The 12,056-nt window shown below is 73.2% G+C and carries 14 protein-coding genes; 8 read left to right on the top strand and 6 right to left on the bottom strand.

Annotation, left to right across the window (positions count from 1 at the left end; translation table 11 throughout):
* The first annotated feature begins 2 nt into the window (after nt 1-2).
* Together P5G50_RS14640 and P5G50_RS14635 are read left to right on the top strand one after the other, a co-directional pair.
* Nucleotides 3-416, top strand: a complete 414-nt coding sequence (locus P5G50_RS14640) for a helix-turn-helix transcriptional regulator (RefSeq protein WP_301212909.1) — start codon at nt 3-5, stop codon at nt 414-416.
* Nucleotides 417-499: 83 nt separating this feature from the next.
* Nucleotides 500-922, top strand: coding sequence for a VOC family protein (locus P5G50_RS14635; RefSeq protein WP_301212910.1), 423 nt, complete (start codon nt 500-502; stop codon nt 920-922).
* A 58-nt stretch (nt 923-980) separates the two neighbouring features.
* On the opposite strand, the gene P5G50_RS14630 is transcribed toward P5G50_RS14635, so the two are convergent.
* The 3 genes from P5G50_RS14630 to P5G50_RS14620 are packed head-to-tail and all read right to left on the bottom strand — an operon-like array spanning nt 981 to nt 3,435.
* Nucleotides 981-1,994, bottom strand: coding sequence for a ferredoxin family protein (locus P5G50_RS14630; RefSeq protein WP_301230622.1), 1,014 nt, complete (start codon nt 1,992-1,994; stop codon nt 981-983).
* Nucleotides 1,991-3,244, bottom strand: coding sequence for a cupin domain-containing protein (locus P5G50_RS14625; RefSeq protein WP_301230620.1), 1,254 nt, complete (start codon nt 3,242-3,244; stop codon nt 1,991-1,993). The genes P5G50_RS14630 and P5G50_RS14625 overlap by 4 nt, the downstream gene beginning before the upstream one ends.
* Nucleotides 3,244-3,435, bottom strand: coding sequence for a BatC protein (locus P5G50_RS14620; RefSeq protein WP_301208126.1), 192 nt, complete (start codon nt 3,433-3,435; stop codon nt 3,244-3,246). Before P5G50_RS14620 ends, P5G50_RS14625 begins: the two co-directional genes overlap by 1 nt.
* A 222-nt stretch (nt 3,436-3,657) precedes the next feature.
* On the opposite strand from P5G50_RS14620, the gene P5G50_RS14615 reads away from it, so the two are divergent.
* Genes P5G50_RS14615 through P5G50_RS14605 form a run of 3 tightly spaced genes read left to right on the top strand, consistent with a single transcriptional unit; the run spans nt 3,658 to nt 6,301 of the window.
* Nucleotides 3,658-4,614, top strand: a complete 957-nt coding sequence (locus tag P5G50_RS14615; RefSeq protein WP_301208127.1) for a MetQ/NlpA family ABC transporter substrate-binding protein — start codon at nt 3,658-3,660, stop codon at nt 4,612-4,614.
* Nucleotides 4,614-5,645, top strand: a complete 1,032-nt coding sequence (locus P5G50_RS14610; protein ID WP_301208128.1) for a methionine ABC transporter ATP-binding protein — start codon at nt 4,614-4,616, stop codon at nt 5,643-5,645. The genes P5G50_RS14615 and P5G50_RS14610 overlap by 1 nt, the downstream gene beginning before the upstream one ends.
* On the top strand, nt 5,642-6,301 hold the full coding sequence (locus P5G50_RS14605) for a methionine ABC transporter permease (protein ID WP_301208129.1): 660 nt from the start codon (nt 5,642-5,644) through the stop codon (nt 6,299-6,301). Before P5G50_RS14610 ends, P5G50_RS14605 begins: the two co-directional genes overlap by 4 nt.
* A gap of 22 nt (nt 6,302-6,323) precedes the next feature.
* Here P5G50_RS14605 and P5G50_RS14600 read toward each other — a convergent pair whose 3' ends face one another.
* On the bottom strand, nt 6,324-7,604 hold the full coding sequence (locus tag P5G50_RS14600) for a citrate/2-methylcitrate synthase (RefSeq protein ID WP_301208130.1): 1,281 nt from the start codon (nt 7,602-7,604) through the stop codon (nt 6,324-6,326).
* Nucleotides 7,605-7,656: 52 nt separating this feature from the next.
* Between P5G50_RS14600 and P5G50_RS14595 the strand changes: the two genes are divergently transcribed.
* From P5G50_RS14595 to P5G50_RS14585, 3 genes are all read left to right on the top strand, one after another.
* Nucleotides 7,657-8,859: a citrate synthase gene (locus tag P5G50_RS14595; RefSeq protein ID WP_301208131.1), complete on the top strand. Its 1,203-nt coding sequence runs from the start codon at nt 7,657-7,659 to the stop codon at nt 8,857-8,859.
* A 75-nt stretch (nt 8,860-8,934) separates the two neighbouring features.
* Complete coding sequence (locus P5G50_RS14590) at nt 8,935-9,447, top strand: mycothiol transferase (protein ID WP_301208132.1); 513 nt, start codon at nt 8,935-8,937, stop codon at nt 9,445-9,447.
* Nucleotides 9,448-9,452: 5 nt separating this feature from the next.
* Complete coding sequence (locus P5G50_RS14585) at nt 9,453-10,091, top strand: putative glycolipid-binding domain-containing protein (RefSeq protein WP_301208133.1); 639 nt, start codon at nt 9,453-9,455, stop codon at nt 10,089-10,091.
* A gap of 54 nt (nt 10,092-10,145) precedes the next feature.
* Here the strand turns inward: P5G50_RS14585 and P5G50_RS14580 are convergent, their stop codons facing one another.
* The gene (locus tag P5G50_RS14580) at nt 10,146-11,516 is read right to left on the bottom strand and encodes an MFS transporter (protein WP_435870924.1); all 1,371 of its coding nucleotides are present in this window, start codon (nt 11,514-11,516) and stop codon (nt 10,146-10,148) included.
* Complete coding sequence (locus P5G50_RS14575) at nt 11,513-11,962, bottom strand: hypothetical protein (RefSeq protein ID WP_301208134.1); 450 nt, start codon at nt 11,960-11,962, stop codon at nt 11,513-11,515. Before P5G50_RS14575 ends, P5G50_RS14580 begins: the two co-directional genes overlap by 4 nt.
* Nucleotides 11,963-12,056: the final 94 nt, after the last annotated feature.

The raw sequence follows: 12,056 nt of genomic DNA, 5'->3' as shown, positions 1-12,056 counted from the left end.
CCGTGTCACCCGAAGAGCTCGAGACGTTCGCCGCGCTCCGCCGCGCGCGCGACCTGATCGATCGCGACTTCGCGCAGCCGCTCGACGTGCCGACCATGGCCGCGCGCGCCTTCATGTCGCCCTCCCACTTCTCGCGCCGGTTCCGGTCGGCGTACGGGGAGACGCCGTACAGCTACCTGATGACGCGGCGCATCGAGCGCGCGATGATGCTGCTGCGCGGCGGGATGAGCGTGACCGACGCCTGCATGGCGGTCGGCTGTACCTCGCTCGGGTCGTTCAGCTCGAAGTTCACCGAGCTGGTGGGGGAGACGCCGAGCGCGTACCGCGCGCGGGAGCACGCGGCCGTCGCGGCGATGCCGGACTGCATCGCGAAGCAGCGGTCCCGGCCCGTGCGCCGGCGCGCGTCGGCCTCCTGAGCGGGCGGCGGCGGCCGGGGCAGCGCGCGATCGAGCAGTTTTCGAGAAGCCCGAGCGGTGACGGCGTCCCTAGAGTGACAGCCATGTCCATCTCACTCCAGTTCGCACACATCACCGTCCTCGACCCGGAGGCGTCGCTGCCGTTCTACCGCGACGCGCTCGGGCTCGACGTCCTCAACGACGTCGCCTCCGGAGGCCACCACTGGATCACGCTCGGGAGCCTCGACGCCCCTGGGACCGAGATCGTGCTCTCCGACCCGTACGCCGGGCGCTCGCAGGCCGACGGCGACGCCCTGCAGGAGCTCATCGTGAAGGGCGCCCTGTCGCCGGTGGTGTTCCGCGCGCAGGATCTCGACGCCACGTTCGAGCGGGTCCGCTCGTCGGGTGCCGAGGTGCTGCAGGAGCCCATCGACCAGCCGTGGGGGCCGCGCGACTGCGCCTTCCGCGACCCGTCGGGCAACATGGTCCGCATCCTGCAGTCGGCGCCGGAGCCGCAGCACGCCTGAGCAGCAGGACGCGTGATCGCAGCACGCCTGATCGCAGCAGGTCGGAGCCGCCGTCCGCTTACCCCACCGGCTGCACCGACACCGGGACGAACTCCCGCACCGGGTGCGCGACGCTGGCCGCGCAGGTGCTGAGGAGCGGCTCCGACATGCGCTCGCCCACCTCGACGACGACGATGTGCCCGCCGTCGTGGGCGAGCTCCACGGTCCAGCCGTGCGGGTGCGGGCGCTCGGCGACAACCGTGTAGGCGTCGATCCGGTCGTCGCCCGAGCGGTCCCGCGCGAACGCCTCGGCAGCCTGCGCGACCGTGCTGAGTGCGGTGCGGCCGCGCAGGTAGCGTGGCTCGACGAGGCCGCGGGCCTGCCGCTCCACCACCGCGCCGACCTCCTCCGCGGGCACGCGCCCGTAGAGCAGGCCGTGCGGGAACAGCACCATGGTCGCCGCGAACCGGTCGCCGCCGAGGTGGGAGCACTCCCACGTGTGATCGGGGTGCATCCGGGCCAGCGCCTCCACGACCGGGCGTCCGCGGACCGCGCAGCACTGGTCGTGCCGGGCGTGCGTGCACACGCAGTACACCGGCTCGTCGCTCGGCTCGCCCGCGCTGCCGTCGAGCGGCAGGTCGAGGAGGTCGGCGGGGTCGTCCACCCGCCCCCAGCGGATCCCCTCCCGGCCCGGCCGCGCGTCCACCAGCGCCCAGCGCCACGACGACTGCGCCCGGCGCTCGTCCGCGCGCAGCCCGGTGCGGCGGATCGCCAGCGGACGGATGCCCGCGGCCTCCGCCCGCCCGACGATCCGGGCGCCGAGGGCCGGGTCGAGCGCCGACCCCACGAACGCGTGCGTTCCCCAACCGCTCTCGATCTCGACCAGCAGCCAGCGGTCGCCGCGGCCGGCGGTGCCGGGCAGCGGGTCACCACGGTCGCGGGCGCGGTCGCTGCACGGCAGCCAGCCGGGTGTGCCGGGTGGAGGCGGAGCCCCGGAGGAACGCGCCGCTTCGCCGGCAGCGCGCGCGCCTGCGCCGGCCGCGGGTGCGCCGGCCGCGGGTGCGTCCGCGCCCGTCGCCTCCGTTCCGCTCACGTGGAGGCGAGCACGACGACGCCCTCGCGCAGCAGCCGCCGCGCGACCACGACCGCCGAGGCCTCGTCGAGCTCCGGCAGGTCGCCCACGCGGACGGCGGTGCCGTCCACCAGCCGCGAGACCGCCGCACGTGCCGCGATCGGGAGCGCGATCGCCTTCCGCGGCAGCCGCACGGTGACCGTCTCGACCTCGGTCGTGACGCGGGGCCGCAGGCCGGGCCGCACCACGACCGCGGTGTCCGTCGACAGCGCGCCGGCGGCCTCCACCGTCGCGAGTGGTCGTACCGGCGCCGGCGGGGAGTCGCTGCGGCGCCGCGCAGACAGGCGCTCGCTCACCGCCGTGGCGAGCGCCGGCCGCAGCGACGGGTCGTCGAGGGCGGCGCGGAGGGCGTCGAGGGTGTCGTCGACGATCGGGCGCAGCGCCTCCACATCGTCCGGGTCGAAGCCGAGGGGGAGGGAGGCGCGCAGCGCGACCGCGTCGGCGGCGTGTGCGATGGCCTCCTGCACCACCTCGTGCCGCGTATAGGCGGCGACGCCGATCGTGAGGTGCACGGAGACGCCGCCCAGCGCCTCCGCCGAGTGGATCCAGCCGCGCGGCAGGTAGAGCGCGTCGCCGGGCCGGAACACCGCGTCGATGGCGGGCGCCTCCGTCGCACGCGCCGCGACGGCCTCCCGATGATCGCTCCACGGCTGATCGCGCAGCGGGTCGGGGTGGACGGGCTCGTGGATGCGCCAGTGCTTCTCACCCGCGATCTGCAGCACGAACACGTCGTGCACGTCGTAGTGCGGGTCGAAGCCCCGCGAGGAGGCGGGCGTGATGTACGCGTTCACCTGGCACGGGTGTCCGAGCTCCGCCGAGAGCCGGCGGGTGAACTCCGCGATCGGGGGCCATGTGCGGTGCAGGCCCTGGAGCACGAGCGTCGCGCCGTCGGAGAACTCGGCCAGCACCTTCTCGGACGACAGCTGGTCGCCGACCTCGGCGCCGAAGCCGCCGGGCGCGGTGAAACGCGCGGGCGGGAGCACCTCGCCCTCCTTCGCCATCCGGACGAAGGGGGTGCGCAGCGCACGCGACGACACGAGCTCGTCGACGTCGTCGCTGCTGAACAGGTCGGAGAAGTCCTGCCCGAGCTCGGCGGCGCGCGTGAACAGCGGGCGCTGCGCCCAGTGGTCACGCGCGAAGGAGTCTCGATCGAGCGTCGTGCAGCGCGAAAGCGCGGGCCGGTCGCCCGGCCCGCGCCCGTCCGTCGCCATCAAGCGGACCCGTCGGCTCCGCCGTCGTGGCCGCCCGGGTTGGCGCCGCCGTCCGCGGGGCCTTCACCGGATCCGCCGGCCGAGCCGTCGGCTCCGCCGTCGTGCCCGCCGGGGTTGGCGCCGCCGTCCGCGGGGCCCTCGCCGCCGCCGGCCGCGCTCGTGGTGATGTCGTCGTCGTCGATCGAGCTCATGGAGCCTCCTTGTCGTGCCGCCTGTGCCGCGCCGCGCGGGTCGCTCCGGCGCTGACACGGCTCACACTACGCGTGCGGCAGGAGGCCTCCAAGACCCGCGCGCGACGGCGGGCCGTCACATTTCGGAACGCTTTTTGACCCTCCGCCGCCCGGTTGAGAGGCTGAACGAGCCGCCAACCGTCCGCCGGCATCACATCCCCTTTTCACAAGAGAGGCACAGCCATGTCCGACGCCACCCCGCCCACCCCCTCCCTGCCGGAGAAGCCCAAGAAGTCGCGCGCCGGCTGGATCACCGGCATCGTCATCGCGGCCATCGCCGTGGTCGTGGCCGTCGTCCTCATCGTGGTGAACGTCACCGCCTCCGGCTCGTCGCAGGCCGACGGCGGCAAGAAGACCGTCGTGAAGATCGGCACCACCGAGCAGTCCGCGCCGTACTGGCCGATCCTGAAGAAGAAGGCCGCTGCGAAGGGCATCGACCTGCAGGTCGTCGGCTTCAGCGACTACACCCAGGCGAACCCGGCGCTGGCGGACGGCCAGATCGACCTCAACCTGTTCCAGCACCTCCAGTTCCTCGCGAACTACGACGTGCAGGCCAAGCAGGACCTCGTGCCGATCGCCTCCACCCTGGTCGTGCCGCTGCCGCTGTACTCGCACAAGTACGACGCCGTCGACGCCATCCCTCAGGGCGCCAAGATCGCCATCCCGAACGACCCGACCAACCAGGCCCGTGCGCTGCTCGTGCTGCAGAAGGCCGGCCTCCTGAAGCTGAAGAACGGCGGCAGCACCCTCGCCACCCCGGCCGACATCGACGCCGCCGCCAGCAAGGTCACCGTCATCCCGGTCGACGCGGCTCAGACCGCTCCGGCGCTGAACTCGGCCGACGGCGCGATCGTCAACAACAACTTCGCGCTCACCGCTGGCCTCGACCCGAAGTCGGCGCTGTTCCAGGACGACCCCAAGAGCGAGACCGCCGAGCCGTACATCAACGCCTTCGTCGCCCGCGACAAGGACAAGGACAACGAGACCTACCTCGAGGTCGCGAAGCTGTACCACTCCAAGGAGGTCACCGACGCGGTGCTCGCCGAGTCGAAGAACACCGCGGTCATCGTCGACAAGCCGCAGAAGGATCTGATCGCGGTCCTGGACGACCTCAAGAAGACCATCCAGGCGGCGCAGTAGTGCCCGACAGCGATCCGATCATTGCCTTCCGCGGCGTCACCAAGAGCTTCGGCTCGGGTGGCGCCGCGCCGGCGGTCGACGGCGTCGACCTGGAGATCCGCCGCGGCGAGATCTTCGGCATCATCGGCTACTCGGGCGCCGGCAAGAGCACGCTCGTCCGGCTGATCAACGCGCTGGAGCACCCGACCTCGGGCTCGGTGGTGGTCGACGGACGCGACCTCACCACGCTGAAGGAGCGCGACCTCCGCCCGGTGCGCGCCAACATCGGCATGATCTTCCAGCAGTTCAACCTGTTCCGCTCGCGCACCGTCTTCGGCAACATCGCCTACCCGCTGAAGGTCGCGGGCTGGCCGGCCGACAAGCGCAAGCAGCGGGTGACCGAGCTGCTCGCCTTCGTCGGGCTCACCGACAAGGCGTGGGCGTACCCGGACCAGCTGTCGGGAGGCCAGAAGCAGCGCGTCGGCATCGCGCGGGCGCTCGCGACGAACCCCGACATCCTGCTGGCCGACGAGGCCACGAGCGCGCTCGACCCGGAGACGACCTCCGACGTCCTGGCGCTGCTCAAGCGGGTCAACGACGAGCTGGGCGTCACGATCGTCGTCATCACGCACGAGATGGAGGTCGTGCGCTCGATCGCCGACCGCGTCGCGGTGCTCGACGCCGGCCGCGTGATCGAGACCGGGACCGTGTTCGAGGTCTTCTCGAACCCGCAGACCCCGACGGCGCAGCGGTTCGTCGGCACGGTGCTGCGCAACCAGCCGGGGGAGGCGGACGTCGAGCGGTTGCGCGGCAAGCACGCCGGCCGGATCGTGTCGGCCCGCATCCATGACGACGGCCGGCTGGGCTCGGTGCTGTCGGACGCGGTCGGCCGCCACAACGTGCGGTTCGAGATCGTCTACGGCGGCATCTCGGCGCTGCAGGGCCGCTCGTTCGGCTCGCTCACCCTCGAGCTGGTCGGCGAGCCCGCCGACGTGGACGCGCTGATCGCCGAGCTGCGCACGGTGACCGAGGTCGAGGAGGTGGCCGCGTGAACGACTGGACCAATCTCTGGCCGGTGTACTTCGAGTCCATCGGGCAGACCCTGTGGATGGTCGTCGCGACGCTCGTCCTCGGCGGCATCCTGGGCCTCGCGCTCGGCGTGCTGCTGTACACCACGCGGCGCGGCGGACTGCTGGAGAACCGGGCGCTGTTCACGGTGCTGAACGTGCTCGTGAACTTCGTTCGGCCCATCCCGTTCATCATCTTCATGACCGCGATCGCGCCGCTGACGCAGGCGGTGCTCGGGACGTTCCTCGGCACGCCGGCGGCGATCTTCCCGATGACGATCGCGGCGACCTTCGGCATCTCCCGGATCGTGGAGCAGAACCTCGTCACCATCGAACCGGGCGTCATCGAGGCGGCCCGCGCGATGGGGTCGAGCCCGTGGCGGATCATCACGACGCTGCTGATCCCGGAGGCGCTCGGGCCGCTCATCCTCGGCTACGCGTTCATCTTCGTGGCGATCGTCGACCTGTCGGCCATCGCGGGCAGCATCGGTGGAGGCGGCCTCGGCAACTTCGCGATCTCGTACGGCTACCAGCGGTACAACTGGGCCGTGACCTGGCTCGCAGTGATCACGATCGTGATCCTCGTGCAGGTCGCGCAGTTCCTCGGCAACTGGCTGGCCCGGAAGGCGCTGCGCCGCTAGTCGCCGCTGACCTCGATGGTGTTCAGGCGGGCGGCGCGAGCGTGGGCGCATAGCGGCCGCGGGGGCGGAGGCGCAGGGGAGGCTGCGCGTACTCGTCCAGCGCGTGCACGGTCCACCCGACGGTGCGGGCGATCGCGAAGACGACCTCGCCCGCGTCGTCCGGCATGCCCGCGGCGAGGGACAGCGCGCCGAGTGCCAGATCGACGTTGGGGCGTGCGCTGGTGCGCTCGTGCAGGATGCCGGATAGAACCTCCACGGCCTCCAGCACCGGCGCCGCCTGCGGCACGGCCGCGAGCAGGGCGAGCAGCACCGTCGCGCGCGGGTCGCCCTCGGGATAGAGCGGCTGCCCGAAGCCGGGGACCGGCCCGGCCGTCGACAGGACCGTGCCCGCGACCACGCGCGCCGGCTCCTCGCCGCCGAGGACGCGGGCCAGCATCCGGTGCGCCGCGCGGCTGGCGTTGCCGTGCAACGGGGAGTCGAGAGCACCGAGACCGGCGCTGACGACCGCGTACGGGGTCGCGCGGGCGGAGGCCGCGGCCCGGGCGGCGAGGGTCGAGACGGCGATGTCGTGGTCGATCAGTAGCACGAGCGCCGCATCGAGCACGGCGACCGCCTCGGGAGTGGGGGCGGTGGCGGTGAGGCGCGGCCAGAGACGGTGGGCGAGGGTGCCGGCGTCGTGCTCGTTGGTACTCGGGGCACCCGGCTCTCCTGCACTCGGCGCGCCTGCACCCCGCGTCGGCAGCACCTCCACCATCCCCGCCACCAGCCGTTCGACCGCCGACGCGACCACCGCCCGGTCGAGGGAGGTGCGCAGCGGGTCCGCGGCCGCCAGCGCGACGACCGCCACCGCGACCCGGTCGCGGTCGCCCGCAGAAGCGGGCAGCGCCTCCGCGACCCGGCGCGCCACGTCGACGCCCGCCCCCGGCGAGAACCCCGCGGACTCCTCCCACCGCCCGGTGAGCGCCCAGCGCGCGACCGTCTCGAACCCGGCGCGTGCGAGCTCGGGCGCGGGCCGCTCCCGGTACCAGAGCTCGCCGTCCTCGATGTGGGCGAAGGAGGTGTCGATCACCATGAGCGGCGACCCCTCCGCGTGCGTCGGCGGCGCGGCGCGGCGGCGGCGGGACGCGGCGAACGCCTCCACCTCCAGCGGGTCGAACAGCGAACCCTCGGCCGTGCGCACCCGTTGGAGCCGTCCGCGCGCCACGTAGGCGTAGAGCGTCTCGAGCTTGACGCCGAGCCGCTCGGCGGTCTGGTCGGCGGTGAGGCGGGGGAGCCCGTCGGTGGCGCGCGCGTCTGCTTTCACATTGATCCGATCAACGTTGACGACTGGTCGAGTACACGCTCACACTAGCGGCATGGACCGGATGGACGACACCCTGATCGACGTACCCCGCGGCCTCACCAACGTGGTGGCGGCCCGCACCGAGCTGGGAGACGTGCGCGGGCACGAGGGCTTCTACCATTACCGCCAGTACTCGGCGGTGGACCTGGCGCGCGAGCGGACCTTCGAGGAGGCGTGGCACCTCCTGCTCTTCGGCCGCCTTCCCGACGACGCCGAGCTCGCCGCCTTCCGCGCCCGCATCGTCGCCGCACGCCAGGTGCCGGAGGAGGTGGAGGCCGTGCTCCCGGCGCTCGCCCGTCTCACCGCGGGAGGCGACGCGCTCGCCGGCCTGCGTATGGCGTTGACCGCGCTCGCCGCGGCCGACGGCTTCCGCCCGCTCTACGACGAGCCGCCGGCCGCCCGGGTGGAGCAGGCGATCCGCCTGGCCGCCGCGACGCCGGTGCTGCTCGCGAGCCTCCATGCCCTCGCCGAGGGCCGCGCGCCGCGCGCATCGCGCGACGACCTCGGGCAGGTGGCGAACTACCTCTACCTCGTGACCGGCAGCGTCCCCGACGCCGCCCACGAGCATGCGCTCAGCGCGTATCTGACCGCCGCCGTCGACCACGGCTTCAACGCCTCCACGTTCACCGCCCGCGTCATCGCCTCCACCGGGGCCGACCTCGCCGCGGCCGTCGACGGCGCGCTCGGCGCGCTGTCCGGCCCGCTGCACGGCGGCGCTCCGAGCCGCGCCCTCGACACGCTCGACGAGATCGGCACCCCCGACCGGGCGGAGGAGTGGGTCCGCCGGACGGTCGCGGGCGGCGGCCGGGTCATGGGCTTCGGGCACGCCGTGTACCGCACAGAGGACCCGCGCTCGCGGATGCTGCGGGAGGTCGCGGAGGGTTTCGGCGGCCCGCGCGTCGAGCTGGCGGTCGCGGTCGAGCAGCGGGTGCAGGAGGCGCTCGCCGAGCTGAAGCCGGGCCGCGAGCTGCACACGAACGTCGAGTTCTACGCGGGCGTCGTGATGGAGCTGTGCGGCCTCCCGCGATCGATGTTCACCCCGACGTTCGCGGTCGCGCGCACGGTCGGCTGGACGGCGCACGCGCTCGAGCAGGCCGCCGACGGCAAGATCCTGCGTCCGTCGGCGCGTTACGTGGGGCCGGCCGCGCCGCAGCCGCTGCCTGCTCGCCGCGCGACCGCGGAGTCGGAAGCGGGCGTCGGCGCGGGAGGCCGGTGAGCGTATCGTGCTCAGTGCGCGCGACCGCGCGCGCCCGCGCGCGCCCCGGCGGGCGCCGGGCGACGAGGAGGACACGTGACCGTCAGCACCGAGCTCTTGACCGACGCCTTCGGGAGGATCGCAGACATCGTGCGCAGCACCGTGCGCGGCCTGGACGCCGACACGCTCGGCGCGCGCATCGACCCGGACGCCAACTCGATCGCGTGGCTCGTGTGGCACCTCACCCGGGTGCAGGACGACCACGTTTCCGAGGTCGCGGGCCGCGAACAGGCGTGGACGGAGGACGGCTGGTCGGCGCGCTTCGGCCTCCCCTTCTCCGATGCCGACACCGGGTACGGGCACAGCTCGGACGAGGTGGCGGCACTCGGATCGGCGCGCGCCGAGGACCTCATCGGGTATCACCAGGCCGTGCACGACCGCACGGTCGCCTACCTGGAGACGCTCGGCGACGACGACCTCGGACGCGTGGTCGACCGCTCGTGGGACCCGCCGGTCACCCTGGGCGTGCGCCTCGTCAGCGTCATCTCGGACGACCTGCAGCATGCCGGGCAGGCGTCCTACGTGAAGGGTGTCCTCGAGCGGAGGTGATCGCCGTGCGCGGAGCGGTACGGCACGTGGAGTGGGTCGGCGACGAGGACCCGGAGCGGCTGGAGGCGGCCACCGTCACGCTGGCGCCCGATCGGCTCGACGCGCTCGGCACCTCCCGCACCACCGACTACGTCACGGCGTGGACGCTGCAGACGGGTGCGGGCTGGGTGACCGAGAGACTCGACGTGACGGTGCGCGGCCGCGGCTTCACGCGCGTGCTCGAACTCGTGCGCCACGCCGACGGCCGGTGGGAGGCGGAGGCGGAGGCGCGCGGCGACGACACTTTCCACGGCGAGCGGATGGCCGTGCCCGGCATTGCCGACCCCGCGGCGCTCGCCGGCGCGGACGACTGCGATCTCGCGCTCTGCCCGGTGACGAACACCATGCCGATCCTGCGGCTCGGGGCGCTGGACGACGTGCTGCCGGAGACGCGCCTCCTGATGGCCTGGATCGACCTGCCCTCGCTGGCGGTACTCCCGAGCGGCCAGCTGTACAGCTCGGCGGCGCCGCTCGACCGCGCCTCGGGGAGGGGAGTGGTGCGCTACCGCAGCGAGACGCGCGACTTCATGGCCGACCTCACCGTCGACGAGGACGGCCTCGTGGTCGACTACCCGCGCCTGGCGCGGCGCGTGCGCCCGCGCTGAGCACCGCGACCGCCACCTCAGCCTCAGCCTCAGCCGGGGCCACCGCCGCAGCCGCTACGGCGTCGGCGCCAGCGCGTCGTAGCGCCGGAACGCGCCCTGCACCCGCACGATCGTCGCGACCAGCACCACGATCACGAGCCCGCCGAGCAGCGGCGGGAACCAGAGCGCCCCGGTGAGCGCGAGCACGCCGATGTAGAGGTCGCCGAGCCGCGGTCCGCCGGTGACCACGACCGTGAAGACGCCCTGCAGCCTCCCGCGCATGACGTCCGGCGCCGAGGCCTGCAGGATCGTCATGCGGAAGATCGAGCTGACGTTGTCCGCGGCGCCCGAGGCCGCCAGCAGCACGGTCGCGACGATGAGCGCGGGCAGGTTCGCCTCGGCGATCGAGTCAGGTCCACCGGTGAGCCCGGCGAACGCGACGACGGCGAGCACGATCCCGAAGCCGAGGATGCTCGCGCCGTAGACGACGATCGCCCGCTCGACCGCGCGCCCCTGCCAGCGGACGTGTCCGAGCCTCCCCGAGAACACGCTCGACAGCAGCGTGCCGACCGCACCCGCCGCGGTGAGGATGCCGACCGTCACCGGCCCGCCGCCGATCAGCACCGCACCGACCGCCGGGAAGAGCGCCCGCGGCTGGCCGAACGTCATCGCGATGATGTCGAGCACGAACGTCATGCGGAGGTTCGGCGCCGTGCGCAGGAAGCGCAGCCCCTGCAGCACCGACGCGAAGCCCGCTCCCTGCCGCTCGCCCTCCGGCACGATCGGCGGCAGCGTGAAGATGCCGAGGAACGCGGCGGTGAACAGGATCACATCAACCGTGTACGTCCACGGGATGCCGACGGTCGCGACCAGCACGCCCGCCAGCGCGGGGCCGACGGTGACCATGACGCCCATCGAGATGCCGCCCAGCGCGCTCGCCGCCGGCAGCAGCCGGTCGGGGATCAGTCGCGGTGTGATCGCCTGCCGGGTCGCGCCGATCATCACGGTGGCGACGGCGTTCACCGTCGTGAGCACGTACAGCGGCCAGACGACGGGCACGTCGAGCCAGGCGAGCAGGGCGATGCCGGCGGTGGAGGCCCAGGCCACGACCGCGGTCACGAGTGCGACCAGCCTCCGGTCGAACGCGTCCGCCAGCACCCCGCCGTAGAGGCCGAACACGATCATCGGCCCGAGCGCGAACAGGGCGACGAGCGAGACCGCGAGGGTGGAGCCGGTGAGGTCGTAGATGTGGAGGCCGACGGCGACGACGGTCATCTGCCCGCCGATGCCCGAGATGGCGCCGCCGAGCCACAGCCGCGCGAAGGCGGGGGAGTGCTTCAGCGGGGTGAGGTCGACGAAGTGCCGGCGGCGGGCGAGGGTGGTGTCGTCGGGAGTCGCGACGCCCGGGCGGGTCTCCTGCTCGGGCTGAGCGGGCTCCGGGGTCAGAACCGCGGCTTCTTGCTCAGCTGCACGGCCGCGGCCGAGTAGACGACGCCCGCCACCATGATCGTGAACGTGACCCCCTGCAGCAGCACCTGCCAGAACGGGGCGAACGGCGTGACGGAGACCCAGAGCCAGAGCACCGCGCCGATCAGCGTGATGACGTAGCTGAAGGTGCGGTAGGCGTACAGCGCGTTCAGCGACACGATCGTGCCCGCCACGGTCACCTGGAACAGCGGCAGGGCCGAGTGCTCGTTGCCGCTCCACGTGGCGACGAGGCTCCACACGAAGAAGACGAGGGAGACCAGCACGACAACGGTCGCGATCGCCTTGCCGAGCGGCCCGGGGAGGGTGGCGCTCAGGCTGCGGACCAGCGAGCCGTTCTCGTCGCCGGCGACGGCCTCGTCGTCGGCGGATGCGGGGCGGGGGGCGGTGACGTGCGTGCTGCTCACGCTGACGATCCTACCGCCGTCGCCGCGCACCGCGGCAAACCGGCGCCGTGGCGGGTCGGGCCGACGGCTGGGCGGCGGATGGGCCGGGCGGGAG

It is taken from the genome of Leifsonia williamsii, assembly GCF_030433685.1.
GTDB classification, from domain to species: Bacteria; Actinomycetota; Actinomycetes; order Actinomycetales; family Microbacteriaceae; genus Leifsonia; species Leifsonia williamsii.
The sequence above is the reverse complement of the archived record's forward strand: the minus strand, read 5'-3'. Positions and strand labels throughout refer to the sequence as shown.

Excerpts from the sequence above, each read along its gene's own strand:
- P5G50_RS14635 (WP_301212910.1), top strand. The coding sequence starts at position 500 with ATGTCCATCTCACTCCAGTTCGCACACATCACCGTCCTCGACCCGGAG.
- P5G50_RS14625 (WP_301230620.1), bottom strand. The coding sequence starts at position 3,244 with ATGGCGACGGACGGGCGCGGGCCGGGCGACCGGCCCGCGCTTTCGCGC.
- P5G50_RS14620 (WP_301208126.1), bottom strand. The coding sequence starts at position 3,435 with ATGAGCTCGATCGACGACGACGACATCACCACGAGCGCGGCCGGCGGC.
- P5G50_RS14615 (WP_301208127.1), top strand. The coding sequence starts at position 3,658 with ATGTCCGACGCCACCCCGCCCACCCCCTCCCTGCCGGAGAAGCCCAAG.
- P5G50_RS14595 (WP_301208131.1), top strand. The coding sequence starts at position 7,657 with ATGGACCGGATGGACGACACCCTGATCGACGTACCCCGCGGCCTCACC.